This window comes from Streptomyces sp. SS8, from assembly GCF_054072955.1.
Genome location: NZ_JBSVCZ010000014.1, coordinates 19,307 through 46,008 on the forward strand (window position 1 = coordinate 19,307; position 26,702 = coordinate 46,008).

Genomic DNA, 26,702 nt, shown 5'->3' on the forward strand with positions numbered 1-26,702 from the left:
GGCTTCGGAGGCTTCGGCGGTTCCGGGGTGCTCAGAGGCCACGGAGCTGTCCTTCCACACGGCGTGCGGCTTCCTCGGTGTACGGCGGCAGGGGCCTGCGGGCACGCACCGCCGACGGCAGCCGGGCCAGCGCGCCGAGCAGGGCGCGGCGGGCCTGCGGATCGCGGCGGGCCCGCGCGGCCAGCGCCCCGGTGCGGCGCGCGGCCAGCGGCAGCGGCCGGCGCAGCCAGGTGGTGAGCAGTTCGTTGCGCAGCACCCGGGAGCCGCGCCCGGAGCGCTGTGAGGGATCGGGGTGGTGGTGGGCCACGACCTCCGGGCAGTGGGCGACTCCCCAGCCCCGGGCGGCCAGATCGTAGGCGAGCAGGGTCTCCTCGGCGCCGAAGAACAGCAGCGGATGGAACCCCCCGGCGTCCAGGAACGCCGACCGCCGCACCACCGAGGCGCACCCCAGGAAACCCAGCACCTGCGGGCCCGGCAGATCCCGGGCCGTGCCCAGCGGGGAACCGGACAGCAGACCGTTCAGGGGGTCGGGGTCCTCCTCGGGGCCCACCAGGGTGCGGGCGGCGATCAGCCCCAGCCGCGGATGGGCGTCCAGCAGATCGGCGGCCCTGGCCAGCGATCCGGGCTCCCACCAGGAGTCGTCGTCGCTGAAGGCCACATACGGCGTCCGAATCGCCGCCACACCCAGGTTGCGGGCGATCGCCCCCCTGTTCTCGGGCAGCGGCATCAGCTCCACCCGGGGGAAGAGGGACGCGACCATGGTGCGGGTGTGGTCGGTCGAGGCGTTGTCGACCACCAGCACCGGCGGGCGCTCGGGCAGTGAGGTCAGCGCGCGCAGCGTACGCGCGAGGCTGTCGGCGCGGTCGCGGGTGGCGATGACCACGCCCGTCGGCGAGCCGTTCAAGCGGTACGCACCTCCGGCAGCAGGGACAGCGCCTCCAGTACCTCCTCCGGCCGGATGCGCAGCAGCAGGGGGTCGGGGCGGCGGCCGTGGGGGTCACCGGGCGGACCCGGGTGCCACAGCACCCGGTGGCGCTCCAGCGGTGGCGGGCCCCACAGCGCGGGCGGCACCGGCCCGAACAGGGTCACCGACGCGGTTCCGTGGGCCACCGCCAGATGGGCCACACCGGTGTCGCCGCTCACCACGGCCGAGGCGCCGGCGACCAGCGCCGACAGCCGCTCCAGCGGCGGCTCGCCGTGGACGTCCGCGTCGGGCAGGCCGGCCGACTCGGCCAGCCGCGCCAGCAGGTCGTACTCGTGGGCGCCGCCGGTGACCACCACCCGTCGCCCGGCACGCCGCAGCCCGGCGGCGACCTCCGCGTACCGCTCGACGGGCCAGCGGCGGGCCGGGGAGCCCGCGCCGGGGTGGAGCAGCACCGCCCCCGGAGCGGGACAGGCCGCGGCGGGCGGCGGCAGCCGCAGGTCGGCGGGGTCGGCCGGGATGCCGTACCAGGCCAGCAGACGGCACCAGCGGTCGCGTTCGTGCTCCCCGGCGTACCACCGCGGGCCGTCGCCGGCGGCGAAGGCCAGCAGGCGGCCGGGGTTCAGCGCTGCCAGCGCCCGCATGCTCTCCGGCCCCTTGCCGTGCAGATCGACGGCGACCCGGGGCGGCGGTCCGTGCCACCCGGTGATCCGGGGTACGGCGCGGCCCGGCGCCGAGGCGGGCAGCAGGGTGTCCACCGCGCCGCTCGCGAGGGCGAGGGGCGCCAGCTCCGCGGGGGCGGCGAGTACGGTCTCGTGGCCGGGGAACGCCCGGCGCAGCGCCCGCAGCGCGGGCACCCCGGCCAGCAGATCGCCCAGGCCCAGCGCGCGCAGCACCAGCATCCGGGGCCGGTGGGGGGCGCCCGCGGAACCGTTCACGGGGGCGTCCGGCCGGGCGCTCGCAGCCCTCCGCTCCCGGCCGCTCACCGTGCTCCGTTCCGGGAGACGGAGTTCCGGGACACGGACACCGCCGCACGCTCGGCGATACGGCTGCTGGAGCGGCCGTCGAGGTACGGCAGCAGCACCGCCTGCCCGCCCCAGCTCTCCACCAGCGCGGCCTCGGGCAGATCGGCCAGCGCGTAGTCGCCGCCCTTGACCCACACGTCCGGGTGCAGCCGCTCCAGCAGTTCCTCGGGGGTGTCCTCGTCGAAGACCGCCACCGCGTCCACGCACTCCAGGGCGCGCAGCACCCGGACGCGGTCGGTCAGCGGGTTGATGGGCCGGCCCGGTCCCTTGCGGCGGCGCACCGAGGCGTCCGAGTTCAGGCAGACCACCAGGCAGTCGCCGGTACGGCGGGCGGCCTGGAGCAGTCCGACGTGGCCGGCGTGCAGCAGGTCGAAGCAGCCGCCGGTGGCCACCACCGTGCCGCCCGCCGCCCGGACCCGGGCCACCAGGTGCTCCGCGTCCTCGCCGCGGGCGGCCGAGGAGGGCCGGGGCGCGGCCCGGTCGGGGAAGGCCAGCGCCCCCGCGCCCCCGGCCGCCACATAGCCGGTGGCGGCCGCCACCGCGCCGCGTACGGCGGTCTCCGGCAGCGCGCCGTCGGCCAGCAGCCCGGCCGCGGCGGCCGCGAACTGGTCGCCGGCGCCGCAGGAGTCGCCGCTGTGCCGCGCGGGCGCGGGCACCAGCAGCGGATGGTCGCCGTAGGACAGCAGCGCGCCGCGGTCACCGAGGGTGATGGCCACCGAGGCCGCGCCCCAGGCCTCGGCCAGCGCCCGGGCGTGGTGGGCCGCCGCGTGCAGGCTCTCCGACTCGCCGGACGGCTTCGCCGGCCGCGCGGGCCCTGCCGCCCGCACGGTCCTCGGGGGCGGCGAAGCCCTGCCTGCCCTGGCCGGGGCCGCGCCGGCCGCCGGGCCGGACGGACCGCCGGAACCGCCGGGGCCCCCGGGACCGCCCTCCAGCCGTCCGGCGAACAGCCGGGCCTCCGCCGCCGTCGGGGTCACCAGACGGGTGCCCGGGACCGGCTCGCGGCCGCGCGGATGCGGATCCCACACCAGCGGTGCCCGGGCGGCCCGCTCCGCCAGCAGTCCGCGTACGGCGTCCGCCGTGCCCCGGCCGTAGTCGGAGACCAGCAGGGCCGGGGCCGAGGCGATCGCCTCGCGGACCTCCTCGGGCACGCTCCCGCTTCCGCCGGACGGGGCCCGGCCGTCGCCCCGGTCCATCCGGACCACCGGGCGGCCGCCGGCCAGCACCCTGGTCTTCTCCGACAGGGCGCCCTCCAGGGGCAGTGCGGCCACCGACACCCAGGGGGCCAGCAGTTCGCGCAGTCGAGCGCTGGCCGGGTCCTCCCCCAGGGCGGTCACCAGGGTGACCGGGCGACCGCCGAGCGCCGCCACATAGGCGGCCAGGGCGGCGCCGCCCGGGCGCAGCCGCTCCTCGCAGTCCTCCAGCACCGGCACCGGCGCGTCCGGGGCCAGACGGTCCGCGCGGCCCACCAGATCGCGGTCGAGCAGGGCGTCGCCGACCACGACCAGCGGCGCGGCGCCGCCGCCCGGCGCGGTGGAGGCACCGGGCGCCGGGCCGTACAGCGAACCGGGCAGCGGGCCGGGCGGCGTGTCGGACACCGGACCGTGTGGTGTACCGGGCATCGGATCAGGCGTCGGCGGCATCGTCCGCGCTCCCCCCTTCCAGGACGCCCTCCAGGGCGGCGTCGAACGCGGCGCACACCATGTGCACCGTCACCAGGTGGAGTTCCTGCACCGTCGCGGTGGAGCCCGCCCGCACGCACAGCGACTCGTCGCTGCCCGCGGCCAGCGGGTTGGGCGCGGGCCCGGTCAGCGCCCACACCGACATCCCCGCCTCGCGACCGGCCTCGGCGGCCGACAGCAGGTTGGCGCTGGCGCCGCTGGTCGACAGCAGCATCAGCACATCGCCCTCGCGCCCGTGCGCCCGCACCTGCCGGGCGAACACCTCGTCCACGCCGTAGTCGTTGGCGATCGCGGTGGTGGAGGAGGTGTCGGCGTGCAGGGCGATGGCGGAGAAGGGCGGACGGTCGTCGCGGTAGCGGCCCACCAGTTCGGCCGTCAGATGCTGGGCCTGGGCGGCGCTGCCACCGTTCCCGGCCGCCAGCAGCCGCCCGCCGCCCGCCAGCGCCCGCGCCAGGCGCTCGCCCCAGCTCTGGGCCGTGCCGGCCTGGTCGCGGAAGGGCGCCAGCGCGTGCAGCAGCTCGTCGCAGTGGCCGGTGACCGGCCCCGTCGCCGGGGCGGGGGCCGGAGCCGGTGCCGGTGCCGCCCGGACGCGGCGTACCTTCGCGCCGTTCCCGGCGGCGGACTTGGCAGAGGCTTTGGCGGCGGCTTTGGCCGCGGGCTTGGCGGCGGCCCCGGAGCCGTTCTTCGCGGTGGTCCTGGGTGTCGTCATCGGGTCGCCCCCGTCGGAACGCGGTGGCGCGCGACCACCTGGGCGTACACCTGCTCGGCGCCGTCGGCGACCCGCTCCCAGGAGAAGCGGGCCAGGGCGCGCTCACGACCGGCCTCGCCGTAGCGGCGCAGCAGCTCGGGGGAGCCGGTCAGCTCGTTGACGGCGCGGGCGAGCGCGCCGGGGTCGTCCGGCGGTACCAGCCGCCCGGTGATCCGGTCGGCGACCGAGTCCAGGTGGCCGCCGACGCCGGTGGCCACGATCGGCACCCCGCAGGCCATGGCCTCCAGCGGAACGATGCCGAACGGCTCGTAGCGCGGCGTGGACAGCACCAGGTCGGCGCCGCGGATCAGCCCGGGCATCCGCTCGTGCGGCACCGCCCCCAGCAGCCGCACCCGGTCCGCCACCCCCAGCTCCCCGGCCAGCCGCCGCAGCCGCACCGCCTCGGGGTCGGTCTCCAGCAGCGCGGGTTCGGGGCCGCCGGCGATCAGCAGCTCCGCGCCGGGGACCTGGGCCAGCGCCGTGATCGCCTGGTCGAAGCCCTTGCGCGGCACCAGGCGGCCGATCGCCAGCAGCCGGTGCGGGCCGTGGCGGCGGGCGCCCCGTCCGGCCGGGTCGGCCGGGCTGAACTCCAGGGTGTCCACGCCGCACGGCACCACCGACGTCCGCTCCGGCGGCACGCCCATCGCGGTCAGCTCGAACACCTCGTCGGCGCAGGTCGCCAGGACGCGGGCGCACTCGCGGCCGATGCGCCGCTCCACCGCGATCCGCTCGGGCGGGCTGGTGTCGTCCGCGCCCTGGTGGCGCCGCTTGACGGTGCCCAGCGCGTGGAAGGTCTGCACGACCGGGACGCCCCGGCCCTTCGCGCCCAGCAGCGCGGCCGTGCCCGACATCCAGAAGTGCGCGTGCGCCACGTCCGGCCGCCGTGCCTCCCAGCGGCGCGCCAGATGGTCGCCGAAGGCGGTCATGTGCGGCAGCAGGTCGTCCTTGGGCACCGGCCGGGGCGGCCCGGCCGGGACGTGCTCGACGATCACCCCCGGCGCCAGCGGCACCCGGCCGGGCGGCTCGGGGGAGTCCCGGCGGGTGTGGACGGTGATCTGGTGGCCGCGCCGCGCCAGCTCCTTCGACAACTGCGCGACGTACACGTTCTGGCCCCCGGCGTCGGGGCCGCCGAGCGCGGCGAGCGGACTCGCGTGCTCGGACACCATGGCGATCCTCATCGGGCCACCTCCTTGATCAGCCGCTCCCAGTCGTCCAGGAAGCGCGGCAGCCCGTAGCGGGCCAGTGCCGCCGTACGCGCCTGCTCGCCGACGTGGCGCGCGTACGCCGGGTCGGCGAGGAAACCGCGGACGGCGTCGGTCAGGACGTCGAGCCGGTTGGAGAGCACCCCGGCCCCCTCGGGCACGGCCGCGGACGCCTCGGTGGTGTCCAGCGCGACCACGGGCATGCCCAGGTGCATGGCCTCCAGCAGCGACAGGCCGAGCGAGGTCCAGCGGACCGGGTGCACGTACACCCGCCGCCGGGCCATGGCTTGGTGCAGCTCGCACTGGGGGAGTTCGTGGGAGCGGCAGCGCTCCCCGGGGACGCCGAGCCGCTCGGCCAGCCCCCGCGTCCGCATGCCGAAGACGTCCAGCGGCGCGGCCTCGGCGAAGCGCGGCAGCAGGTCGGTGCCGGTGGTGCGGCCGCGGCGCAGCGGCTCGTTGACCACCACCGCCGCCCGCTCCAGATCGCCGGTGTACAGCGGCCCCGGATCGACGATGCCGTGTTCGACGACGGCGGTGGGGGAGGGACCGCAGTCCCAGAACAGCCGGTTGAAGTGGGTGACGTGGACGATCGGCAGGCCCGGCTGCCCGGCCATCGGATGGCGGGTGTCGGGCACGTTCCCGTCCGGCGCGTTGTGCTCCAGGTAGACGGCCGGCACGTCGCGGCCCGGCAGCCGGCCGCCCAGCCACTGCTCGGCCAGGCCGAGCTCGTGGGGGCGCTGGAGCACCACCAGATCGACGTCCGTCTCCCGCAGCTCCTCCGGAGTCGGCTCCACCACGCTGTCCGGCCAGTCGAAGGTGACGGCGCGGCCGAGCCCGTCGGGACCCCGGTCCGGGGTGACGGGTACGAGGTAGGTGTGCGGGCCCTGGACGAACGCGGTGGTCCAGGAACCGTGCACATGCCACAGCAGGATCCTCATACGGCGCCCTCCCGGCCTGCACCATCCCGGCCGCCTTCGGCGGCGGTGCTCTGCCTACCGCCTTCGGCGGCGGCCTTCTCCACGGCGGTGACCACGTCCTGAGGCGTCACGCGGTCCAGGCAGGGGTGCCCGGGTACGGGGCAGACGCGGGCCCTGGTCCCGGCGCACGGGGCCTGCTGGTCGCCCAGCAGCACCAGGGGAACGCGGAAGGGGGCCCAGCGCTCGGCCGGGACGACCGGCGAGAACAGCGATACCACCGGCGCGCCCACGGCGGCGGCCAGATGGGCCGGGCCGGTGTTCCCGGTGACCACGGCCGCCGCGCCCGCCAGCACTCCGGCCAGCTGGGCGGGCGAGGTGCGCCCGCCCAGGTCCAGCCCCGCGCGGCCGGCCACGTACGAGGTGAGCTCGCGCTCCTCGGGCACACCGGTGACCACCACCCGGTGCCCGGCCTCGGCCAGGGCCTCGGTGGCCTCGGCCGACAGCTCCGGACTCCAGCGGCGGGCGGGCACGCTCGCGCCCGGGTGCAGTACGACATAGCCCGGCGGCCCGGCCAGCTCCTCCGCCCCGGGCGGCGGCAGCACCCGCAGCCGCCCGTCGTCGCCCCCGGGCAGGGGGAAGCCGGCCGCCTCGGCCAGCGCCAGCGCGGCCTCGGCCTCGTGCGCGTGCTCGTCGCGCCGGTGGCGGACGTCCAGCAGCGATCCGGGGTAGTGGACGCTGTCGGCGGCGATCCGGGAGATCCCCGCCATCCGCAGCACCAGGGCGGTCGGCAGAGGGCTCTGGTGGGCCGAGGCCAGGATCAGGGCGGTGTCGCAGCGCTGCCCGGCGACCGTCTCCACGGCCTCCTCGACGCTGTCCCGCGTGGTGGGGGGCGGGTCGAGGCCCACCCAGGGGGCGTCCCAGACGAGGACCTCGTCCACCCCGGGCAGCATCCGCCCGGCGGGCGCGCCGCGCGGGCCGCACAGCAGCGTCACATGGTCGGCGCGCGCGGCCACGGCCCGTACCGCCGGGCCTGCCAGCAGCACGTCCCCGAAGCTGTCCAGACGTGCGACGAGTGCTCTCATGACGGCCTCCGGACGGTGGCGGTACGGGCGGCTGTGCGGGTGGACGTACGGGAGGGAGCGCGGGCCGCGGTGCGGGCGGCCGCGGTGGTCCGAACGGCCTGGGCGGCGGGCGCCCGCACGGGAGCGCGGCCGTCCCCGGTCCGCTCGCCGGCGGGGCCGGGCCACGGTCCGTCCAGCGCGGCGCGCACCGCCGTGAGCAGGTCGGGGGCGACCGCGGGCGCCTGACGCACCTCCTCCGGAAGGGTCGCGGGGGTGGGGACGAGGATGGCGCGGGCGCCGGCGGCACGCGCGGCGCCCATGTCGGAGCCGATGTCCCCGATCACCACGCACTCGGCGGGGGCCGCGCCCAGCCGCCGGGCCGCGTCCAGCACCAGGGCGGGGGCGGGCTTGCGGCAGGCGCAGCCGTCGTCCGGGCCGTGCGGGCAGACCGCCCAGGCGTGGAAGGGGCCCAGCAGTTCGTCGATCCGGGAGTGCACCCGGCCCATGTCGTCCCAGCCGATCAGACCGCGCGCGATGCCGGACTGGTTGGTGACCACCGCTGCCGGCACACCGCGGGAGCGCAGCAGCGACATCGCCTCGGCGGCGCCCGGCACCGGGCGCACCAGATCCGGGTCGCCGTTGTAGGGGACGTCCTCCACGAGGGTCCCGTCCCGGTCGAGGAGCACCGCGCGCACCGCCGTCATGCCGTGCCTCCCCCCGCGCGGCCCCCGCCGCCGGGCCCGCCGCCCGGACCCGCCTCCCAGGGGGCGGCGGCGCGGTGGCGCAGCGTCCCGGCCAGCCGGTGGTACACCGCCAGCGGCGGTATGAGCGCGCTGGTCACCAGCATGGTCGTGACCTCCTCGCGGGTACGGGGGCCGGGCGCGATCCGGGCGCGGGCGAACTCTGCCGTGCCCAGCAGCCACCCCGCCCCGGCCAGGGCCGCGGCCCACCGCCGTCCCGCCGCGGCCGAGAGAAGCGCCGCGAGACCTGCCGCGGTGACCGCCGCGTGGCGCCGGATGCGGCCCCGGGGGGCCGCGGCCCGCCGCCACCAGGCGGGGCCGTGCAGCCGCAGCATCAGCGCGTCGTCGGCGTTGCCGCGCTGCATGCGCAGCGACACCCAGCGGCCGGCGGGCCGCACCGGATGCGTGGTCAGCCGGTTGCCGCGCCGGATGCGCCAGCCGTCGTCTAGCACCCGCAGCGCCAGGTCGGCGTCCTCGCGGAAGGCGCGCGGGAAGCGCTCGTCGAAACCGCCGACCGCCTTGAGCGCCTCGGTGCGGTAGGCCATGTCGGCCGTGGCCCACTGGGCGCGGGCCAGCCCGGCGGTGTTGCGCTCCCAGTCGGTGGGGCGCCGCCCGGTGGGCAGCGGCACGTCCAGCATGCCCTGCACCCCGGCGACGGTGGGGTCGGCCTCGCCCAGGTCGCGGGCCAGGGCCTCGCGCCAGCGGGCGCCCACGCGCACGTCGTCGTCGAGGAAGGCCACCCAGGGGGCGGTGACCAGCTGCCAGCCGATGTTGCGGGCGCCGGCCGGGCCCCGGCCGCCGGTCTGCACCACGGTGGCGCGCTCGCGCAGCGGGCCCAGCGCGTGCAGCGGCAGGTCCTCGCGGAGCGGTTCGGGCTGCGGCCGGTCGTCCACGATCACGATCTCGCGCGGCTCGGGGCCGGCCGACCCGCCCAGCGACGCCAGGCAGTCGGCCAGGCAGGGGCGGCCGACGGTGGGTATGACCACCGAGTAGTCGACGGCGGCCCGGTGCGGGGCGCTCACGCGAAGAACCTTCCGCGGCGGACCGCGAACGGTCCGATGGCCAGCAGGTCCACGGGGGAGGAGCCGAAGCACTCCAGCGCGTCGCGGGGGGAGTCCACCATCGGGCGCCCGGCGGTGTTGAGGCTGGTGTTGACCACCACCGGCAGCCCGGTACGGCGCTCGAAGGCCGCCAGCATGCGTGCCACCAGCGGCTCGTCGCCTGAGTTCACCGTCTGGATGCGGGCGGTGCCGTCCACGTGCACCACCGCGGGGATGCGGCCGCGCCACCGCTTGGCCACGTCGTGCACGAACAGCATGTACGGGCTGGGCAGCGGCCCGTCGAAGATCTCCGCGGCGCGCTCCTCGGCGACCATGGGCGCCACCGGGCGGAACTCCTCGCGGCCCTTCACCCGGTTGAGCCGGTCCAGGTTCTCCGCCCGGCCCGGGTGGGCCAGCAGCGAGCGGTGGCCCAGGGCACGCGGACCGTACTCGGCACGGCCCTGGAACCAGGCCACGATCCCGTCGCCGGCCAGCGTCTCGGCGACGGTCTCGGCGATGTCGGCGGGCCGCTCGTAGGGGACGGCCGCGTCCTTCAGGAAGCCCTCGATCTCCTCGTCGGACCAGCCGCGGCCCAGGTCGGCGCCGGGCATCGGCGGCGGGGACTCGTCGTGCGCGGCGGCCAGGTGCAGGGCCGCGCCCAGCGCGGTGCCCGCGTCGCCGGCCGCGGGCTGCGCCCACACCCGCTCGAAGGGGCCCTCGGCGGCCAGCCGGGAGTTGGCCACGCAGTTCAGCGCCACCCCGCCGGCCAGGGTCAGCTCCCGGCCGCCGCCCTCGGCGTGCAGCCAGCTCGCCAGGTCCAGCAGCGTCTCCTCCAGCACGGCCTGGGCGCTGGCGGCCAGGTCGGCGTGGTCCTGGTTCCACTCGGCGCCCGCCTCGCGGGCGGGGGCCAGCGCCGCCCACTCCACCCCGTGGGCGGTGAAGCCGCCCCTGCCGTCGCTGTGCACCCACTGGCGCAGCTGGGGCAGGAAACGCGGCTTGCCGTAGGAGGCCAGCGCCATGACCTTGTACTCGTCGCTGGAACGCAGGAAGCCCAGGTGCTCGGTCAGCTCCTCGTAGACCAGGCCGAGCGAGTGCGGAAGCCTCTGCGTGGCCAGCACCTCCAGCCGGTCGCCGTGGTAGCGGCCGGACAGGTGGGAGGCGCACTCGCCGCGCCCGTCGAGGACCAGGACCGCGCTGTCGCGGTGCGGCCCGGCGATCCCGGCGGACGCGGCGTGCGCCATGTGGTGCGGCACGAAGCGGACGACGGAGGGGTCCAGGCCCGGCAGCGCCTCGGCCAGGAAGGACGGGGCGCGGCGGGCGTACTCCTGGCGCAGGTGGTCCCAGGGGTCGTTCAGGCCCAGGGACTCGGCCGGCGCCGACAGTGCCGGGTCGAAGGAGTAGGCGACCGCGTCCAGGTCGGCGGGGGTGAGACCGGCCTGCCGCAGGCACCAGGCCGCCGACAGCCCGGGCATCTCCCAGGCGGAGAACGGCACCGGCCGCTTGCCGTGCTTGCGCCGGCTGAACCGCTCCTCCTCCGCCGCCGCGACGGTGCGGCCGTCGACCACCAGTGCCGCCGCCGGGTCGTGGAAGACGGCGTTGATGCCGAGGATGCGCATGAGGGATGCCTCCGTGGTGTCGGTCCCGGTGCGCCCAGGTGCGTCCGGGGCCCCTGGGGATGCCGTGGCGTCCGTGGTTACCTCCGGCGGTGATGCCAAACGCCGCAGGTCGACTCTGTACGGGGGAACTGACTCCAACGGGTGACGGAGAGCGCGCCCGGGAGGGCGCGGGGAAGGGCCGGGCGCGGCCCGGCCCCGGTCCGGACATCGGCTCGGCCCCCGGTCCGGGTACCGGCTCAGGCGGCGGCCCGGCGGGCGAACCAGCCGATGGTCCGCTCCAGCCCCTCCTGCCAACCCACGCGCGGCGCCCAGCCCAGCTTCTCCCTGGCCAGGGAGGTGTCCGGGCAGCGCCGGGCGGGATCGTCGCCGGGCCGCTCGACGAAGGTGACCGGCGAGGCCGAGCCGGTGAGCTTGACGATCCGGTGGGCGATGTCCAGGACGGTGGTCTCCTCCTCGCCGCCGATGTTGACCGGCCCCGGCAGATCGCTCCAGGCGAGCGCGACGATGCCCGCCACGGTGTCGTCGACGTAGCACAGCGAACGGGTCTGGCCGCCGTCCCCGGCCACCGTCAGCGGTTCGCCGGCCAGGGCCTGCCTGATGAAGGTCGGCACGGCGCGGCCGTCCCCGGCGCGCATCCGGGGACCGTAGGAGTTGAAGATCCGCACGATCGCGGTGTCCGTGCCGCGCGCCCGGCGGTGGGCGGTGACCAGCGCCTCGGCGTACCGCTTGGCCTCGTCGTAGACGCTGCGCGGGCCGACGGGGTTGACATTGCCCCAGTAGTCCTCGCGCTGGGGGTGCTCGCGCGGGTCGCCGTAGACCTCGGAGGTGGAGGCCAGCACCATCCGCGCGCCGTCGCGCCCGGCCAGCTCCAGGGCGTTGCGGGTGCCGCTGCTGCCCGTCTCCAGGGTCTCCAGCGGCAGCCGCAGGTAGTCCGCGGGCGAGGCGGGGCAGGCCAGGTGGAAGACCAGGTCGAAGGGGCCGCCGGGCAGGTCCTCCAGGGCGCCCGGCGCGCAGGCGTCGCGCCTGACGAAGGCGAAGCCGTCCCGGCCGAGCAGATGCGCGAGGTTGCTCTCGGACCCCGAGAGCAGGTTGTCCACGGCCGTCACCGCCAGGCCGTCGGCCAGCAGGCGTTCGCACAGGTGCGAACCCACGAATCCCGCACCGCCCGTCACCACGGCCCGCCGCCGGTCACGTTCACCCATCATCGGCAACCTCTTCCTCTCGTTCCCCGCTTTTGTCCCCCGGAGCCGGTGTAAGGGGGCGGTCTGCTGCGCACTCGGAGACCATGAGCGAAACGCACCCGGATCCGGACCCCAGGCGGTCGCCCGGTCTCGAGAGCGGTGGCGGAGTGCCGCCGGGCGAGACGCCGCCGGGCGAGAGCAGCACGCCCGCGGGCGCCCCGGACCAGAACGCCAACACACCCAGCGGCTGGGGCCCGGTGCCACTGGCCCTGCTGCTGGTCCTGGCCGTGCTCGTCGCGGGGTTCTTCATCGCCTACGCAGTGGCGCTGTGACCCCGAGTCCCCGGATGACGACACCGAAAACACCGGGAACACGCGAAGCACCCGGAGCGACCGCAACAGCCGAAACGACCGCGACGGCCGGGAGGGCCAGGGCCGCGGGAGCGACCAGAGCACTGCTCACCGGCTGGTTCTCCTTCCCGCACGGCGAGGCCACGGCCGGCGACGTGCTGGCGCTGGAGCGCGTCCGGGAGCTGCTGGACCGCTCCGGCATACCCCACGACACCGCCTGGAGCCCGGGCTTCCGGCCGGACGGACCGCACCTGGAGGACGCGGACCCGGCGCGGTACACCCATGTGGTCTTCGTCTGCGGCCCGCTGCACGGGCCGCAGGTCGCACAGCTCCACGAGCGCTATCCGGACTGCGTGCGCATCGCCGTGGGCGTGTCGGTCATCGACCCCGGCGACCCCGCCGCACGCGGCTTCCACCATGTGCTGCCGCGCGACGCCGACGGGGCGCGGCCCACCGCCGACCTGGCCGCCGCCGCGCCGGAGGCGCCCGCCGCGCCGGTGGCAGGCGTGATCCTCACCCGTGGGCAGGGGGAGTACGGCGGGCGCCGCCGCCACGAGGAGGTCGCCGACCGGGTGACCGGGTGGCTGGCGCGGACCGACTGCGCCCGGGTGGAACTGGACACCCGGCTGGCGGACGGCGACTGGCGGCTGTGCGAAACCCCCGCCCAGTTCCAGTCCGTACTGGCCCGGCTCGACGTCGTGGTCACCGACCGGCTGCACGGCCTGGTGCTCGCCCTGCGCGCAGGGGTCCCGGCCCTGGCCGTCGACCCGGTGGCCGGCGGCGCGAAGGTGACCGCCCAGGCGCGGGTGCACCGCTGGCCGGCCCTGGTGCCGGCCGAGCGGCTGACCGGGCAGGAGCTGGACCGCTGGTGGAGCTGGTGCCTGAGGGAGGGCCGGGCCGCCGCCCGGCGCCGGCGGCACGCCTTCCGCCGCGCCCCCGACCGGGACCAGGGCGGCGCGCTTGCGCGGCTCCTGCGACCGGAGCCCGGCGCCGCGTCCGGGCCGCCCGGCACCGGGCGCGTACGGCGGTAGCCCGCGGCGGCCGGGGACGGGCGGCCGGATCAGGCCCGGCCGCCCACCCCGGTGGCGATCTCGTGTCGCCGCCCGCCCGCCACGACGGGCGCCAGCGGGGCGGTGGGCGCCCCCGCCACCTCGCGCATTCCGCGCAGCAGCTCCCGCAGGGCCTCCTGCGCCGACCGCCGGGGCCGCCAGTCCAGCTCCCCGGCGGCCCGCCCGCAGTCCATCACCGGCAGCCGCAGGAACGCGTCCAGCAGCTCCGGCGGCGCGGGCACCAGCCGCAGCCGCCACGCCGCGCCCACCGCCGCCCGCACCGGCCCCAGCGGCACCCGCACCACGCGGGCGCCCAGCACCCCGGCCAGCACGGAGGCGTCCACCACCGGCCCGGCGGCCAGGTTGAACGCGCCGTGCACCGGCCTCAGGACCGCGAGCCGGTACGCCTCGGCGGCGTCGTCGGTGTGCAGCACCTGGAAACGCATCCCCGGAAGGGCGGGCACGGCCGGCACCACGCCGAGTCCGGCCAGCCGCTGCGGCAGGAACGGGCCGGCGAACAGCCTGCGCTGCTCGCTCGCCGCCTCCCGCTTGAAGAGGAAGCCCGGTCGCATCCGTACCACGCGCACCCGGGGGTGGTCGCGCTCGAAACCGTCCAGCAGCCGCTCCACGTACGCCTTCTCCCGGCAGTACGCGGCGTCCGGCCGGCCGCCGTGGGTCGGCCAGGTCTCGTCCACCGCGCGGTCGACGGGCCCGGGGGAGTAGGCGCCCACCGAGGAGGCGTACACCAGCGCGGGCACCCCGGCCGCCGCCACGGCGCGCAGCACCCGGGCGGTGCCCAGCACGTTGGTGCGCCAGGTGACCGGCGGATCGTGGGTGGGCTGGATCAGCCAGGCCAGGTGGACCACGGCGTCGGCACCCCGGAACAGGTCCGTCAGCCGCTCCTCCGCCGCCCGCCCGGCCGGGTCCTCGCCGTCGCCGCCGGCCCCGATGTCCGCGCTCGCCCACTCGGTCTTCGGCGGCGTCCACAGCGGCGTGCGGCGGGCGACGCCGAGCACCGAGCCGATGCGCGGATCGTCGCCCAGGGCCCGCACCACCGAGGTGCCCACATTGCCGGTGGCGCCCAGGACGACCACACGCAGACCGTCCCCGGCGCCCCCGGCCGGCGCCCCGGTCACCGCTCCTCCCGGCGCAGTCCGCCCCGGGCCCGGTCCGCCACGGCGGCGAACGGGCCCGCCGCGGCGTCCCCGCCGCCCGGCGGGGCCGGATACGGACGGGCGGGCGCCACCGATTCGGCGGCCCGCACGGCCCGGGCCATCGCCCTGCGCCACTCGGGGTCGCTCCCGGCCTCCAGCGGGGGGAACTCGTACCGCTCCTCGGCGCGCGCGTGCGCCTCCGTCCGCTCGCGCAGCGCCGCGAACTCCCGCAGGAAGGCCGCCCGGCCGTCCCCCGCGCAGTCCATCGACTCCAGCCGCAGCAGCGCCCGTCCGGTCTGCCGCTCCTCCTCCAGGCGCGCCGCGACGATCTCCTCACCGTCCTCGGCGGCGCCGCGCGCGTACGGGTGGACGATCTCCTCCTCGGCGGTCTCGTGCGTGGTCAGCAGCCGCACCAGCCGCCGGAACGCCGCCCGGCACTCGCCGCCGTCGTCGCCGGCGGCAGCGGCGTTCTCCACCGCGTCGAACAGCTCACGGATCTCGTCGTGCCGCCGCGTCAGCAGGGCCACCACGTCCTCCTCCGCGACGGCGCCGGGCGATGTGTCCCGTCCAGCCATCTCGCTCCTCCTCACGGCATGCGCTGTGGCCCGGCGCCAAGTACCCGCCCCCCGCGGGGGGAAACGGCCCGGCCCGCCCGGCCCGCAGGGGACCGAACCAGTGCACACCCGGTGTTTCCGTCCCCTCGCTCCGGGTACTGCGCGTGGTGCGGAAGGAGGGACGGTGCGGCGTGCCGGTGGCCACGGGGAGGCCCCCGCCCACCCTCCGCAAGCGCGCCGGCAGGGCCGGACAGCCGGACGCGCGCGTCCGCGAACCGCAAGGAGTCGCCGGGACCGCGCGGCCACGAACTGGACGAGAACGGACCGAGGCCATGAACTGCTACGAGTGCCTGACGCGGGACCGCGCCACCACCGCCGTCGCGGTGTGCTCACGCTGCCATGTGGGCCTGTGCCCCGAACACCTGCGGATCGAGGCCGAGCTCGTCAGCGAGCCGCGGGGAATGGGCCAGGTCACCCAGACACCGGAGGCGCGCCGGGCGCTGTGCGAGGTGTGTGCCCGGGCCGAAGGCTGACGCCGCGTCACCCGGGCCGGCGCCCCCGCCTCCGGCCCGGGCCCCCGGCGCGGCCGCGCCGCGGACGGGTGTACAGCCACGCGGTACACGTCCCTTTATGTACGCTCTGTTCGCCCATGCGCGGTTCATCCGGGAGTGCCCTTGCTGGTTCTGATCGCCGCCCACGCCGCCGTGGCCGCCCTCCTCCCCGCCCTCGCACCGCGAGCCGGGCGCGCCGTTTGGTGGGTGGCCGCCCTGGTGCCGCTGGCCACACTGGTCTGGACGGCGGCGCTCACCCCTTCCGTGCTCGACGGGGACACGCCCGTGGAGCGCTTCGGCTGGGCGCCCTCGCTGGGCCTGGAGGTCGTCCTGCGGCTGGACGCGCTCTCACTGCTGATGACGGGGATCGTCAGCGGCGTCGGAGCCGCCGTCCTGGTCTACGGCGCCCGCTACACCTCCGAGGGGCACGGTCGCGAATCCGCGCTGCTGCTCGCCTTCGCCGGCGTCATGCTCGGCCTGGTCACCGCCGACAACCTGCTGGTCCTGTACGTCTTCTGGGAACTGACCACCGTGGTGTCGTTCCTGCTCATCGCGGGCCGGGGCAGGACGCGGGAGCACCGCGAGGCGGCCCAGCAGGCCCTGGTCGTCACCACCGGCGGAGGCCTGGCGATGCTGCTCGGCTTCGTGATGCTGGGGGAGGCGGCCGGCACCTACCGGATCTCGGAACTGGTCGCCGATCCCCCGGACGGCGGATACGTCCCCGCCGCGCTGGTGCTCGTCCTGGTGGGCGTCTTCACCAAGTCGGCGCAGTTCCCCCTGCACGGCTGGCTGCCCGCCGCGATGGTCGCGCCCACCACCGTGAGCGCCTATCTGCACGCCGCCGCCATGGTCAAGGCCGGCGTCTATCTGACGGCCCGGCTGGCGCCCGGCTTCGCCGACACCGAGCCCTGGCGCCCCCTGGTGCTGACCGTCGGCCTGCTGTCGCTGGTCCTCGGCGCCTGGCGGGCACTGTGGGAGAGCGACCTCAAACGCGTCCTGGCCTACGGCACCATCAGCGAACTCGGCCTGCTCATCGCACTGTTCGGTTACGGCACCCGCAACTCCGCGCTGGCCGGCGAGGTGATGCTGCTGGCGCACGCCACCTTCAAGGCTTCGCTGTTCCTGATCACCGGCCTGGTCGAGCACCACACCGGCACCCGCGAGATCGGCCGGCTCTCCGGGCTGGGCCGCCGCAGGCCGGTCCTGCTGACACTGGCCGCACTCGCCGCCGCCTCCATGGCCGGACTGCCGCCGCTGGCCGGCTACCTGGGCCACGAGGCGTACCTCGACACCTTCTGGAAGGCGGCCCGGTACGGCCCGGGGGCGGGCGAGGAGTGGGCACTGGCCGCGCTGGTGGCCGGCTCCGCGCTCACCGTGACCTACGCCATCCGCTATCTGTGGGGGGCCTTCGCGAGCCGGCCCGGCATGGAGCCGACACCGCAGGAGGACCCCGGCGACCGGGCGCTCGGCATGGCCGTGCCCATCGCCGCCCTGGTGGCGGCCACCCTGGTCCTGGGCGTGTGGTACCAGGGCACCGAGATCCTGACCGAGCTCTACGCGGCGCAACTGCCGCCGTATCTGGCCCCGTACCACCTCGCGCTCTGGCACGGACCGAGTGCCGCCCTGGCGCTGTCCGTCGCAGCCCAGATCGCGGGCGTCCTGCTCTACCGCCTGCGCCCCGCCCTGGCCGCGGTGCGCGACAGGTCCCCCCGCGCTCCCGACGCGCAGGAGAGCTACCGGCGGACGGTGCGCGGCCTCGACGGGGCGGCCGTGTGGCTGACCCGCCGGACCCAGGTCGGCTCCCTGCCGGTCTACCTCACCGTGCTGCTGGCGACCGTCTTGCTGGTGCCCGGGACGGTCCTGCTGCTGGGAGACGTCGATCTGCCCGCCCCGCCGCTGTGGCACTCGGCCGTCCAGGTGCCGCTGGCGGCCGTCGTACTGATCACGGCGCTGGCGCTCGCGGCCGCCCGGCACCGGCTGGCGGCCGCACTGCTGGCGGGCGCGGTCGGCTACGGGGTCGCCGGGCTGTTCCTGGTCCAGGGCGCCCCGGACCTGGCGCTCACCCAGTTCCTCATCGAGACGCTGACCCTGGTGGTCATCGTGCTGGTGCTGCGCGGACTGCCGTCCGAACTCGGCGCCCGGACCGGTTCCCGGCGCGTACGCCGGCTGCGCCTGGCGGTGGCCACGGCCGCCGGCGCGCTCGTCGCGGTCCTCGCCCTGGCCGTCTCCACCATCCGCCGGGAGCCGGCCGTGTCCGAGTTCTACACCGACCACGTGGAGGAGGCCGGGGCCCACAACGTCGTCAACGCCATCATCGTGGACTTCCGGGCCCTGGACACCCTCGGCGAGATCGCCGTGCTGCTGGTGACGGCGATCGGGGTGGGCGCCCTGGTCGGAGTGCTGGGCGGCAGGGCCGCGACCATCCGGGCCCGGCCGCCGGCCGCGGACCGCTACGAGCCCACCGCCCGGTGGGCCCTGCCGCACGAGGAGTGGCTGCCCGAGGCGCGGGAGCTGCCCGCCCACGACCGGTCCCTGCTGCTGGAGGTCCTGACCCGGCTGCTGTTCCCGTCCGTCCTGCTGCTCTCGCTCTACCTGCTCTACTCCGGGCACCTGCGCCCCGGCGGCGGTTTCGCCGGAGGGCTGGTGGCCGGGCAGGCTTTCACCCTGCGCTATCTGGTGGGCGGCCGCGCCGACAGCGCGTTCGCCGTCCCGCTCGACCCCCGGCTGGTGGCCGGCGGCGGGCTGGCACTGGCGGCGACCGCCGGGCTGGCCCCGCTGGCCTTCGGCGGCGAACCGCTGGGAGGCGCGCTCGTGAGCGTGACGCTGCCGGTGCTCGGCCACCTGGAGGCGACCACCACCCTGGTCTTCGACACCGGGGTGTACCTGGTGGTCACCGGCGTCTGCCTGAAGCTGCTGTCCGCGGTCGGCCCCGCGCAGGAGACACCGGAGGAGGCCGCCCGGGAGTCCGGCGGCACACCCGACACACCCGACACCTCCGCCACCGCGACCGGGAGTCACGCCTGATGACAGCACTCGACCTGACGACGGCCCTGGTGGTGGGCGGCCTGTTCGCCGTCGGCTTCCACCTGCTGCTGCAGCGCTCCCTGATGCGCCTGCTGTTCGGCTTCCTGGTGCTGGGCCACAGCACCAACCTGCTGGTGCTGCTGGCCGCGGGACCGCCGGGCGATCCGCCCATCACCGGGGAGGGGCACTCGCCGGAGACGTTCGCCGACCCGCTGCCGCAGGCGATGGCGCTCACCGCCATCGTCATCACCTTCGGCATCACCGTCCTGCTGCTCGCGCTCGTCTACCGGAGCTGGCGGCTCCAGGGCCACGACGAGGTCCGCGACGACGTCGAGGACCGCAGGGTGGGGGAGGAGGTGCTGGAGTCGTGACCGGCTGGCTGCTGATCGCCCCCGTCCTGCTGCCCGTGCTGGCGGCGGGCCTGTCCCTGGCCGTGTGGCGCAGTTCCACCGCCCAGCGGCTGCTGGGCGCCGGGACCCTGACGGCGGTGCTGGCCCTCTCCGCCGTACTGCTGGTGCTCGCCGACCGGCGCGGCCCGCTGGTGCTCTCCGTCGGAGGCTGGCCCGCTCCGGCCGGGATCTCCCTGGTGGCGGACCGGCTGTCGGCGCTGCTGCTGGTGGTGGCGCTGGCGGTGTCGCTGGCCGTGCTGGTCTTCGCCATCGGCCAGGGAACCGCCGAGGGCGACCTGCCCCGCACCCCCTTCCACCCGGCGTACCTGCTGCTGGTGGCCGGGGTCGCGCTGGCGTTCCTCACCGGCGACCTGTTCAACCTGTTCGTGGCCTTCGAGCTGATGCTCGCCTCCTCCTACGTGCTGATCAACCTGGGCGCCGGGGAGGGCCGCATCCGAGCCGGGATGACCTACACCATCACCAGCCTGCTGTCCTCGCTGCTGTTCCTCACCGCCATCGGGCTGATCTACGCGGCCACCGGCACGGTCAACCTGGCCGACCTCGGTGACCGCGTCCCCGGGCTCCCCGAGGGGATCCGCAGCGTGCTCAGCCTGCTGCTGCTGATCGTCTTCGGCATCAAGGCGGCCGTGGTCCCGCTCCACTTCTGGCTGCCGGACAGCTATCCGACCGCCCCGGCGCCGATCACCGCCGTGCTCGCCGCCCTGCTGACCAAGGTCGGTCTGTACGCCATGGTGCGCACCCAGACACTGCTCTTCCCCCGCTCGGAGACCTGGACCCCGCTGCTGGTCGCGGCGGCGCTGACGCTCCTGGTCGGCATCGTGGGCGCCGTCGCCCAGCACGACGTCAACCGGCTGCTGTCCTTCGTACTGGTCAGCCACATCGGGTTCATGCTCTTCGGGCTGTCGCTGTACACCGTCGGCGGACTCACCGGGACCGTCCTGTACGCCGTCCACCACATCGCGGCCCAGGCCGCGCTGTTCCTGATCGCCGGCCTGGTGGTGAGCTGGAGCGGCAGCGCCGCGCTGTCCCGGCTGGCCCGGGCGGCACCGCCGCCCGGGCTGCTGGCCGGGCTGTTCGCGCTCGCCGCCCTCAGCCTGGCCGGGATCCCGCCGCTGTCCGGCTTCGTCGCCAAGCTCGCCCTGCTCCAGGCCGGCGTGGCGCAGGGGGGCGCGGCCGTCCTGGCCCTGCTGGCCGCCGCTCTGGTCACCAGCCTCCTCACCCTCTACGTGATGGCCCGGGTGTGGCGGGCGGCGTTCGCCGCCGGCCGGGAGCGCCCGGCTCCCGAGCGCGGGCGTACGGAGGGGATGCGGCTGATGCTCGGAGCCACGGCCGGAGCCGTGCTGATCGGCGTGGTGGTGGCGGCGGGCGCCGGGCCGCTGGCACGGCTCAGCGAACGGGCCGCGGTGGACCTCCTGGAACGCAGCACCTACCAGGAGGCCGTACTCGGCGATCCGGACAGGAGGGACGGATGAGCCCGGACAACCAGGCGGACGGGACCGCGAACGCCGCGGGAGGCCGGGGCGGGCCTCCGCGCCGGACCTCCCGGCAGTGGCCCCTGGCCCTGTGGCTGTGGGCACTGTGGATCGTGCTGTGGGGATCGGTGAGCCCGGTGGTGCTGGTGGGCGGGGCGGTGGTCGCCCTGCTGGTGGTGGCCCTCTTCCCGCTGCCCCCGATCGCCCGGCGGGCGAGGTTCCATCCGCTGTGGCTGCTTCTCCTCCCCGCGCACCTGCTGGTCGGACTGCTCGGATCGGCCGTCGCCGTGGCACTGGAGGCGGTGCGGCGCGGTCCGCGGGTGCGGGCCGCGGTGCTGGAGGTCCCGCTGCGCTCGGAGAGCGACCTGATGATCGCGGCCACCGCCAACATGGCCTCGCTGACACCGGGCACCCTCGTGCTGGAGATCGACCGCGACCGGCGGCGGCTGTACGTCCACGCGCTGCCCGCCCGCGACGCCCGGGAGGTGGACCGCCGCCGCGGCGAGGTCGTGGTGGCCGAACGGTGGGTGGTGCGGACCATCGGCCCCACCGGGATGCGCGAGGACCCGGACCTGAGGGAGAAGGGGTACGGGCGAGGGGAGGAACGGAAGTGAGCGTGATCGCGACCCTGGCCCTGGCCCTTCTCTCGGTCACCGCGGTGCTGGTGGTCCACCGCCTGGTGCGCGGCCCGCACGCACTGGACCGGATCGTGGCGGTGGAGATCCTGGTGACGACGGTCGTCGCGGGGGCCGCCGTGGCCGTGGCGGTGTGGGAGTACACCTCGGCCGTGCTCGTCCTGCTGGTGCTGGCGCTGCTGGGCTTCATCGGGTCGGTGACGGCGGCGCGGCTCGTCGAGGAGCGGGAGGACATGCGGTGAACGCCCTCGCGGAAACGGTCCTGGAGGCCGCCGCGGCCGTCCTGCTGCTGGGCGGCGCGGTCTTCTGCCTGCTGGGGGCCGTCGGACTGGTGCGCTTCCCGGACACCGTCACCCGGCTCCAGGCGGCGGCCAAGGCGCAGAACCTGGGCCTGCTGCTGATCCTGATCGGAGCCGCCCTGCGGGTGCCCCTGCCCTACGCCGGGCTGCTGCTGCTCATCGCGGTCTTCCAGATGATCACCGTGCCCGTCCTCGGGCAGATCGTCGGCCGGATCGCCTACCGCACCGGCGCGGTGGAGCGGCACACCCTCACGGTGGACGAACTGGCACGGCGGCTCGCGCCCCCGGACACCCCGGACGCCGGCGAGGGCGGTGGGGGACGGGGGCGCGAGACCTGACGCCGGGGCCGTGGTCGTCAGCGTGAGGGGCGTACCACCATCGCCGAGCCCCCGCCGCGCCGCTCCGGCTCGGCGACGGCCCGCACCCGCCCGTCGGGCAGGACCTCCAGCGCGGCCACCGCGCCGATCTGGGGCGACGGGGAGAACCGGTGGCCCAGCCGCTCCAGCGGCGCCCGCTCGGCGGCGGACCCCAGGAAGGCCGGCTCCGCCAGGGTGGCCGCGGTGTTGCGCTGCGACAGCCGGGGCGCCGCGACCGCCTCGGGCAGCGTCATGCCCAGGTCGATCCGGTTGAGCAGGGTCTGCAGCACGGTGGTGATGATGGTGGAGCCGCCCGGCGAGCCCAGCGCCAGCAGCGGACGGCCGCCCTCCAGCACGATCGTGGGCGCCATGCTGCTGCGCGGCCGCTTGCCCGGGCCGGGCAGGTTCGGGCCGGCCACATCCGGGGACGCAGGGGTGAAGTCGAAGTCCGTCAGCTCGTTGTTGAGCAGGAAGCCCCGGCCGGGCACGGTGATGGCCGAGCCGCCGGTCTGCTCGATGGTGAGCGTGTACGACACCACGTTGCCCCAGCGGTCGGCGGTGACCAGATGGGTGGTGGACGGGCCTTCGTGGTCCTCGCCGCCGCCCCGGCCCGCGGAGCAGTCCCAGGAGTCCGGGTCGCGCGGGTCGGCGGGTGCCAGCGGGCCGGTCAGCGCCCGGCCCGGGTCGATCAGGCAGGCACGCTCCTTGGCGAAGCGCTCCGAGAGCAGTTCCTCGGTGGGCACGTCGGAGAACGCCGGGTCGCCCACCCAGCGGCCGCGGTCGGCGTACGCGATGCGGCTCGCCTCCAGGTAGTGGTGGAGCGCCTGGGCACGGTCCATCCCGGCGAGGCCGAAGCCCTCCAGGATGTTCAGCGCCTCGCCGGTGGTGGTGCCGCCGGAGGAGGACGGGGCCATGGAATACACCTCCAGGCCCCGGTAGTCCACCCTCGTCGGCTCTTGGCGCAGTACGCGGTACCGGCCGAGGTCGCCAGTGGTCATCAGGCCCGGCCGCACCCTGCGGTCGGCGTCCGGTGCCACGGGCGGCCTGCGGACGGTGGAGACGATCTCGCGGGCGAGCCGCCCCTCGTAGAGGGCGTCCGCGCCCTCGCGGGCCAGCAGCCGGTAGGTGCCGGCGAGGCCGGGGTTGCGGAACCGCGAGCCCACCTCGGGCAGTTCGCCGCCGGGCAGGAACAGTTCGGCGGTGGGGGTGAAGTCGCGGAAGCGGTCCTCGTTCTGCGCCGTCTGGGCGCGGAACTCCTCGTCCACGGTGAAACCGTGCTCGGCCAGGCGGACGGCGGGCCGCAGCGCCCTGGCCAGGGAGATGCTGCCCCAGCTGTCCAGGGCGGCCTCCCAGGTCGCGGGGGTGCCGGGAGCGCCCACGGACAGACCGGAGTTGACCGCCTCGTCGAAGGGGATCGGCTTCCCGGTGGCCGGGTCGACGAAGGAGTCCGGCCGCATGGCGGCCGGGGCGGTCTCCCGGCCGTCGATCGTGTGGACGCGTCCGGTGCGCGCCTCGTAGTGGACGAGGTAGCCGCCGCCCCCGACACCCGCCGAGTACGGCTCGACGACGCCGAGGGCCGCCGCGGTGGCCACGGCGGCGTCCACCGCGTTGCCGCCCGCGCGCAGCACCTCAAGACCGGCGCGGGAGGCGTACGGGTCGACGCTGGAGACCGCGCCGCCGTACCCGGTGGCGACCGGCAGTTTCGCGGGCGGCTCGCGGCCGGTGTCGGCGGCCCGCGACGCGGCGGCGGAGGGCGCCGCCGACGGTGCCAGCAGTGCCAGGGCCAGCGAGGAGATCAGAGCCGCCGCCGTACCGGCGCGGCGGCGGAACGGGAGCGGGAAGCGCGGAGAACGGGGACGGCGGGCGCGGCGGACACGTCGGACGGGCATGGAGCCTCCGTGGTCTCCCGGGGACGCTCGGACCACGCAAACCCTGTCAGCGCGCGGGAGCCCCCGGCAACAGCGCCGCGCCGCCCGCCCGCGCCCACGACGCCCCCGGCGCGGCGGCATGGCCGGGAGCGGCGGCGGGTACCCGGCGCGGCCGGAGGACCCCCAGCCGAGGAGGTGTACCCGCATGCGGATCCCCGGCCGGTCGCGCACCGGCACCGAACCCGTGACGGCCCGCAGCCCACTGGGACTGCGGCTGCTGCTGTCCGTCCTGTACATCCCGGTCTTCCTGGCCGGGACGGTGTTCTTCGCCCTCTGGGCGGCGGACTCGGGGCCGGGCGACGTCCCCGGCGCGGACTCGCTGCGCACCATCGCCTGGATCTGCGCCGCGCTGACCCTGGTGGGCGTGATCGACCTGATCGTCGTCCTGGTGCGCCGCAGGCGCGAGCGCGCGGCGGGCGCGGGAGGGGCGGGGCGGCGCGGGCCGTGAGGGTCCGGTCCCCGGCCCGCGCCGCCCCGCCGTGAGGGCGGAAGGAGGGCGGCGGGGTCTACGGCCGCAGGACGACCTTCACCGCCCCGTCGGTCTTCTTCTGGAACATCTCGTACGCCTGGGGGGCCTTCTCCAGCGGCACGTGGTGGGTGGCGAAGTCGTCCACGCCCAGCACGTCCTCGTCCGTCAGCAGCGGCAGGATCTCCGGAATCCAGCGCCGCACGTTGGCCTGGCCCATGCGCAGCTGGATCTGCTTGTCGAACATGGTGAGCAGCGGCAGCGGGTCGGTCATCCCGCCGTAGACACCGCTGACGGAGATGGTCCCGCCGCGCCGCACCGCGTCGATGGCGAGCTGGAGGGCGGCCAGCCGGTCGACGCCCGCCGTGGTCATCAGCTTCTCCGCGATCCTCTTCGGCAGCAGCCCGGCCGACTTCTGCGCCATCTCGGCGACCGCGCTGCCGTGGGCCTCCATGCCCACCGCGTCGATGACCGCGTCCGCGCCGCGCCCGCCGGTCCTCTCCCGGATGACCTCGGCGACGTCGTCGTGCTCGGTGAGGTCCAGCACGTCCACGCCGCGCGCCCGGGCCCGCTCCAGCCGCTCGGGCACCAGGTCGACGCCGATCACCTTCTCCACACCCAGGTGCAGCGCGATCCGGCACGCCATGTCGCCGATGGGGCCCAGCCCCAGCACGGCCAGCGTGCCGCCCTTGGGCGCGTCCGCGTACGCCACCGCCTGCCAGGCCGTCGGCAGTACGTCCGACAGGTACAGGAAGCGGTCGTCGGCCGGCCCCTCGGGCACCTTGACCGGCCCGTAGTGGGCCTGCGGCACCCGCAGGTACTGGGCCTGGCCGCCGGGCACCCGGCCGTAGAGCTTGGTGTAGCCGAAGAGCGAACCGCCGGTGCCGAACTCGCGGTTCTGGGTGGTCTCGCACTGGGTCTGGAGGTCCTGCGAGCACATGAAGCAGGAGCCGCAGGCGATCTGGAAGGGCATCACCACACGGTCGCCGGGGGAGAGGTTCGGCACCTCGGGACCGACCTCCTCCACGATGCCCATCGGCTCGTGCCCGAGGATGTCACCCTCCGTCATGAACGGGGCCAACACGTCGTACAGGTGCAGGTCCGAGCCGCACAGTCCGCTCGACGTGATCCGCACCACCGCGTCCGTCGGCTCGCGGACCGCCGGGTCGGGGACCTCGTCCACCCGTACGTCGCGCCGGCCGTGCCAGACCACTGCCTTCATCGCTCTCCACCTCTCTGTCACGGGGAACCGGCCGGGTACCCCGGTGCGGGCCGGCCAGTCCCCGCCCCGCCGCCCGGACGGGCACGTTAGGGGAGGGGCAAACGAGGTATCCGGTGTTCATGCTGCTGCTCAGGCCCCCCGGGGTGTACGCGCCGCAGGACGACACCTGGCTGCTGAGGCAGGCGCTGCACGACGCCGCGCTCGCCCCCGGAGCCCGCGTCCTGGACCTCTGCACGGGCACCGGAGTGCTCGCCATGACCGCGCTGCGGATGGGCGCGGCCGAGGCGGTGGCGCTGGACGCATCGCCCCGTGCCGTGCTCGCCGCCCGCTGCAACGCCTGGCTGTACCGGCTGCCGCTGGCGGTGCGGCGCGGCGATCTCACCGACGCCCTGGCCGAGGCGGAGCACGGGCGCCCCTTCGACCTGGTCCTCACCAACCCGCCGTACGTGCCCTCCCCGCGGCGCGAACTGCCCCGCAGGGGCGCGGCGATGTGCTGGGACGGCGGGCCGGACGGCCGCGCGGTGCTGGACCGGCTGTGCGCGTACGCGCCCTCGCTGCTGGCACCGGGCGGCACCATGCTGATGGTGCACTCCGCGCTGTGCGGCACGCAGGCGACGCTGGGCCTGCTGCGCGAGCGGGGACTGAAGCCCTCGGTGGTGGCCCGCAGCACCATCCCGTTCGGCCCGGTGCTGCGCGAGCGCGCCGCCTGGCTGGAGGAGCGGGGTCTGATCGCCCCGGGGCAGCGCACCGAGGAACTGGTGGTGGTCCGTGCCGACCGTCCCTGAACCCGCCGGTGAGAGCCGCGCCCGGCGCGTGGTGATCGACCCCGAGGGCCCGGTGCTGGTGGAGGGGCCGCTGGAGGTCGTCCTCCCCGACGGCCGCATCGCCCGCTCGGACCGCTTCACGGTCGCCCTGTGCACCTGCCGCCGCAGCCACCGCTATCCGTGGTGCGACACCAGCCACCGCCGCAAGGAGCGGCGCCCGAGGCCCGCCGGCACGGACCCGGAGGGGAACACGGACGCGGAGGCGGGTACGGATCCGGAGGCGGGGACGGGAGGGGGCCGGGGCTGACCCGGCCCCCTCCCATCCTGGCCCTCTCCC

The 26,702-nt window shown here is 76.2% G+C and carries 27 protein-coding genes; 12 read left to right on the forward strand and 15 right to left on the reverse strand.

Annotation, left to right across the window (positions count from 1 at the left end):
* Window positions 1-31 precede the first annotated feature (31 nt).
* The 11 genes from ACW69E_RS15280 to ACW69E_RS15330 all read right to left on the reverse strand — a co-directional run bounded on the left by ACW69E_RS15280 (window position 32) and on the right by ACW69E_RS15330 (window position 12,152).
* The gene (locus ACW69E_RS15280) at window positions 32-904 is read right to left on the reverse strand and encodes a glycosyltransferase family 2 protein (RefSeq protein ID WP_457498790.1); all 873 of its coding nucleotides are present in this window, start codon (window positions 902-904) and stop codon (window positions 32-34) included.
* A complete protein-coding gene (locus ACW69E_RS15285; RefSeq protein WP_457498901.1) occupies window positions 901-1,824 on the reverse strand; it encodes a glycosyltransferase family 9 protein in 924 nt (307 codons plus the stop codon). Before ACW69E_RS15285 ends, ACW69E_RS15280 begins: the two co-directional genes overlap by 4 nt.
* A gap of 80 nt (window positions 1,825-1,904) precedes the next feature.
* Entirely contained in the window at window positions 1,905-3,506 is a 1,602-nt protein-coding gene (gene rfaE2, locus ACW69E_RS15290) for a D-glycero-beta-D-manno-heptose 1-phosphate adenylyltransferase (RefSeq protein WP_457498902.1), read from the reverse strand.
* A 64-nt stretch (window positions 3,507-3,570) separates the two neighbouring features.
* Window positions 3,571-4,335, reverse strand: a complete 765-nt coding sequence (locus tag ACW69E_RS15295) for a D-sedoheptulose-7-phosphate isomerase (protein ID WP_457498791.1) — start codon at window positions 4,333-4,335, stop codon at window positions 3,571-3,573.
* Window positions 4,332-5,552: a glycosyltransferase gene (locus tag ACW69E_RS15300; protein WP_457498792.1), complete on the reverse strand. Its 1,221-nt coding sequence runs from the start codon at window positions 5,550-5,552 to the stop codon at window positions 4,332-4,334. The genes ACW69E_RS15295 and ACW69E_RS15300 overlap by 4 nt, the downstream gene beginning before the upstream one ends.
* The gene (locus tag ACW69E_RS15305) at window positions 5,549-6,514 is read right to left on the reverse strand and encodes a glycosyltransferase (RefSeq protein ID WP_457498793.1); all 966 of its coding nucleotides are present in this window, start codon (window positions 6,512-6,514) and stop codon (window positions 5,549-5,551) included. Before ACW69E_RS15305 ends, ACW69E_RS15300 begins: the two co-directional genes overlap by 4 nt.
* The gene (locus ACW69E_RS15310) at window positions 6,511-7,575 is read right to left on the reverse strand and encodes a glycosyltransferase family 9 protein (RefSeq protein WP_457498794.1); all 1,065 of its coding nucleotides are present in this window, start codon (window positions 7,573-7,575) and stop codon (window positions 6,511-6,513) included. Before ACW69E_RS15310 ends, ACW69E_RS15305 begins: the two co-directional genes overlap by 4 nt.
* Window positions 7,572-8,258, reverse strand: coding sequence for a D-glycero-alpha-D-manno-heptose-1,7-bisphosphate 7-phosphatase (locus tag ACW69E_RS15315; protein WP_457498795.1), 687 nt, complete (start codon window positions 8,256-8,258; stop codon window positions 7,572-7,574). Before ACW69E_RS15315 ends, ACW69E_RS15310 begins: the two co-directional genes overlap by 4 nt.
* Window positions 8,255-9,316 (reverse strand): glycosyltransferase family 2 protein, encoded by a 1,062-nt coding sequence (locus tag ACW69E_RS15320; protein WP_457498796.1) that lies wholly within the window; start codon window positions 9,314-9,316, stop codon window positions 8,255-8,257. The genes ACW69E_RS15315 and ACW69E_RS15320 overlap by 4 nt, the downstream gene beginning before the upstream one ends.
* Entirely contained in the window at window positions 9,313-10,950 is a 1,638-nt protein-coding gene (locus tag ACW69E_RS15325) for a carbamoyltransferase family protein (RefSeq protein ID WP_457498797.1), read from the reverse strand. The genes ACW69E_RS15320 and ACW69E_RS15325 overlap by 4 nt, the downstream gene beginning before the upstream one ends.
* Before the next feature lie 236 nt (window positions 10,951-11,186).
* Window positions 11,187-12,152 carry an NAD-dependent epimerase/dehydratase family protein gene (locus ACW69E_RS15330; RefSeq protein WP_457498903.1) on the reverse strand — a complete coding sequence of 322 codons (966 nt, stop codon included), beginning with the start codon at window positions 12,150-12,152 and terminating at the stop codon, window positions 11,187-11,189.
* An 83-nt stretch (window positions 12,153-12,235) separates the two neighbouring features.
* Between ACW69E_RS15330 and ACW69E_RS15335 the strand changes: the two genes are divergently transcribed.
* Together ACW69E_RS15335 and ACW69E_RS15340 are read left to right on the forward strand one after the other, a co-directional pair.
* The gene (locus tag ACW69E_RS15335; RefSeq protein WP_457498798.1) at window positions 12,236-12,463 is read left to right on the forward strand and encodes a DUF6480 family protein; all 228 of its coding nucleotides are present in this window, start codon (window positions 12,236-12,238) and stop codon (window positions 12,461-12,463) included.
* A 14-nt stretch (window positions 12,464-12,477) separates the two neighbouring features.
* On the forward strand, window positions 12,478-13,512 hold the full coding sequence (locus tag ACW69E_RS15340) for a polysaccharide pyruvyl transferase family protein (RefSeq protein WP_457498799.1): 1,035 nt from the start codon (window positions 12,478-12,480) through the stop codon (window positions 13,510-13,512).
* Window positions 13,513-13,541: 29 nt separating this feature from the next.
* Here the strand turns inward: ACW69E_RS15340 and ACW69E_RS15345 are convergent, their stop codons facing one another.
* Window positions 13,542-14,666 (reverse strand): NAD-dependent epimerase/dehydratase family protein, encoded by a 1,125-nt coding sequence (locus ACW69E_RS15345; RefSeq protein ID WP_457498800.1) that lies wholly within the window; start codon window positions 14,664-14,666, stop codon window positions 13,542-13,544.
* Window positions 14,663-15,259 carry a hemerythrin domain-containing protein gene (locus ACW69E_RS15350; protein WP_457498801.1) on the reverse strand — a complete coding sequence of 199 codons (597 nt, stop codon included), beginning with the start codon at window positions 15,257-15,259 and terminating at the stop codon, window positions 14,663-14,665. The genes ACW69E_RS15345 and ACW69E_RS15350 overlap by 4 nt, the downstream gene beginning before the upstream one ends.
* A 311-nt stretch (window positions 15,260-15,570) precedes the next feature.
* On the opposite strand from ACW69E_RS15350, the gene ACW69E_RS15355 reads away from it, so the two are divergent.
* From ACW69E_RS15355 to mnhG, 7 genes are all read left to right on the forward strand, one after another.
* Window positions 15,571-15,771, forward strand: coding sequence for a DUF2180 family protein (locus ACW69E_RS15355; protein ID WP_457498802.1), 201 nt, complete (start codon window positions 15,571-15,573; stop codon window positions 15,769-15,771).
* Between the two features lie 141 nt (window positions 15,772-15,912).
* A complete protein-coding gene (locus tag ACW69E_RS15360) occupies window positions 15,913-18,813 on the forward strand; it encodes a Na+/H+ antiporter subunit A (protein ID WP_457498803.1) in 2,901 nt (966 codons plus the stop codon).
* The gene (locus ACW69E_RS15365) at window positions 18,813-19,184 is read left to right on the forward strand and encodes a Na(+)/H(+) antiporter subunit C (RefSeq protein WP_457498804.1); all 372 of its coding nucleotides are present in this window, start codon (window positions 18,813-18,815) and stop codon (window positions 19,182-19,184) included. Before ACW69E_RS15360 ends, ACW69E_RS15365 begins: the two co-directional genes overlap by 1 nt.
* Window positions 19,181-20,695, forward strand: coding sequence for a Na+/H+ antiporter subunit D (locus ACW69E_RS15370; protein ID WP_457498805.1), 1,515 nt, complete (start codon window positions 19,181-19,183; stop codon window positions 20,693-20,695). The genes ACW69E_RS15365 and ACW69E_RS15370 overlap by 4 nt, the downstream gene beginning before the upstream one ends.
* A complete protein-coding gene (locus ACW69E_RS15375; protein WP_457498806.1) occupies window positions 20,692-21,309 on the forward strand; it encodes a Na+/H+ antiporter subunit E in 618 nt (205 codons plus the stop codon). The genes ACW69E_RS15370 and ACW69E_RS15375 overlap by 4 nt, the downstream gene beginning before the upstream one ends.
* Complete coding sequence (locus ACW69E_RS15380; protein WP_457498807.1) at window positions 21,306-21,572, forward strand: monovalent cation/H+ antiporter complex subunit F; 267 nt, start codon at window positions 21,306-21,308, stop codon at window positions 21,570-21,572. Before ACW69E_RS15375 ends, ACW69E_RS15380 begins: the two co-directional genes overlap by 4 nt.
* Window positions 21,569-21,967 carry a monovalent cation/H(+) antiporter subunit G gene (gene mnhG, locus ACW69E_RS15385; RefSeq protein ID WP_457498808.1) on the forward strand — a complete coding sequence of 133 codons (399 nt, stop codon included), beginning with the start codon at window positions 21,569-21,571 and terminating at the stop codon, window positions 21,965-21,967. The genes ACW69E_RS15380 and mnhG overlap by 4 nt, the downstream gene beginning before the upstream one ends.
* Window positions 21,968-21,984: 17 nt before the next feature.
* Here the strand turns inward: mnhG and ggt are convergent, their stop codons facing one another.
* A complete protein-coding gene (ggt, locus tag ACW69E_RS15390) occupies window positions 21,985-23,874 on the reverse strand; it encodes a gamma-glutamyltransferase (protein ID WP_457498809.1) in 1,890 nt (629 codons plus the stop codon).
* A 184-nt stretch (window positions 23,875-24,058) separates the two neighbouring features.
* On the opposite strand from ggt, the gene ACW69E_RS15395 reads away from it, so the two are divergent.
* A complete protein-coding gene (locus ACW69E_RS15395) occupies window positions 24,059-24,361 on the forward strand; it encodes a DUF6343 family protein (RefSeq protein WP_457498810.1) in 303 nt (100 codons plus the stop codon).
* Between the two features lie 58 nt (window positions 24,362-24,419).
* On the opposite strand, the gene ACW69E_RS15400 is transcribed toward ACW69E_RS15395, so the two are convergent.
* The gene (locus ACW69E_RS15400) at window positions 24,420-25,601 is read right to left on the reverse strand and encodes a zinc-dependent alcohol dehydrogenase (RefSeq protein WP_457498811.1); all 1,182 of its coding nucleotides are present in this window, start codon (window positions 25,599-25,601) and stop codon (window positions 24,420-24,422) included.
* Window positions 25,602-25,720: 119 nt separating this feature from the next.
* On the opposite strand from ACW69E_RS15400, the gene ACW69E_RS15405 reads away from it, so the two are divergent.
* Together ACW69E_RS15405 and ACW69E_RS15410 are read left to right on the forward strand one after the other, a co-directional pair.
* Window positions 25,721-26,386, forward strand: coding sequence for a HemK2/MTQ2 family protein methyltransferase (locus ACW69E_RS15405; protein WP_457498812.1), 666 nt, complete (start codon window positions 25,721-25,723; stop codon window positions 26,384-26,386).
* Window positions 26,370-26,672, forward strand: coding sequence for a CDGSH iron-sulfur domain-containing protein (locus ACW69E_RS15410; RefSeq protein ID WP_457498813.1), 303 nt, complete (start codon window positions 26,370-26,372; stop codon window positions 26,670-26,672). The genes ACW69E_RS15405 and ACW69E_RS15410 overlap by 17 nt, the downstream gene beginning before the upstream one ends.
* The last annotated feature ends 30 nt before the right edge of the window (window positions 26,673-26,702 follow it).

Coding starts and splice junctions, on each gene's coding strand:
- ACW69E_RS15295 (WP_457498791.1), bottom strand. CDS start 4,335: ATGACGACACCCAGGACCACCGCGAAGAACGGCTCCGGGGCCGCCGCC.
- ACW69E_RS15305 (WP_457498793.1), bottom strand. CDS start 6,514: ATGAGGATCCTGCTGTGGCATGTGCACGGTTCCTGGACCACCGCGTTC.
- ACW69E_RS15285 (WP_457498901.1), bottom strand. CDS start 1,824: ATGCTGGTGCTGCGCGCGCTGGGCCTGGGCGATCTGCTGGCCGGGGTG.
- ACW69E_RS15340 (WP_457498799.1), top strand. CDS start 12,478: ATGACGACACCGAAAACACCGGGAACACGCGAAGCACCCGGAGCGACC.
- ACW69E_RS15375 (WP_457498806.1), top strand. CDS start 20,692: ATGAGCCCGGACAACCAGGCGGACGGGACCGCGAACGCCGCGGGAGGC.
- ACW69E_RS15310 (WP_457498794.1), bottom strand. CDS start 7,575: ATGAGAGCACTCGTCGCACGTCTGGACAGCTTCGGGGACGTGCTGCTG.
- ACW69E_RS15350 (WP_457498801.1), bottom strand. CDS start 15,259: ATGGCTGGACGGGACACATCGCCCGGCGCCGTCGCGGAGGAGGACGTG.
- ACW69E_RS15355 (WP_457498802.1), top strand. CDS start 15,571: ATGAACTGCTACGAGTGCCTGACGCGGGACCGCGCCACCACCGCCGTC.
- ggt (WP_457498809.1), bottom strand. CDS start 23,874: ATGCCCGTCCGACGTGTCCGCCGCGCCCGCCGTCCCCGTTCTCCGCGC.
- ACW69E_RS15405 (WP_457498812.1), top strand. CDS start 25,721: ATGCTGCTGCTCAGGCCCCCCGGGGTGTACGCGCCGCAGGACGACACC.
- ACW69E_RS15300 (WP_457498792.1), bottom strand. CDS start 5,552: ATGAGGATCGCCATGGTGTCCGAGCACGCGAGTCCGCTCGCCGCGCTC.
- ACW69E_RS15335 (WP_457498798.1), top strand. CDS start 12,236: ATGAGCGAAACGCACCCGGATCCGGACCCCAGGCGGTCGCCCGGTCTC.
- ACW69E_RS15325 (WP_457498797.1), bottom strand. CDS start 10,950: ATGCGCATCCTCGGCATCAACGCCGTCTTCCACGACCCGGCGGCGGCA.
- ACW69E_RS15395 (WP_457498810.1), top strand. CDS start 24,059: ATGCGGATCCCCGGCCGGTCGCGCACCGGCACCGAACCCGTGACGGCC.
- ACW69E_RS15330 (WP_457498903.1), bottom strand. CDS start 12,152: ATGGGTGAACGTGACCGGCGGCGGGCCGTGGTGACGGGCGGTGCGGGA.
- ACW69E_RS15365 (WP_457498804.1), top strand. CDS start 18,813: ATGACAGCACTCGACCTGACGACGGCCCTGGTGGTGGGCGGCCTGTTC.
- ACW69E_RS15315 (WP_457498795.1), bottom strand. CDS start 8,258: ATGACGGCGGTGCGCGCGGTGCTCCTCGACCGGGACGGGACCCTCGTG.
- ACW69E_RS15400 (WP_457498811.1), bottom strand. CDS start 25,601: ATGAAGGCAGTGGTCTGGCACGGCCGGCGCGACGTACGGGTGGACGAG.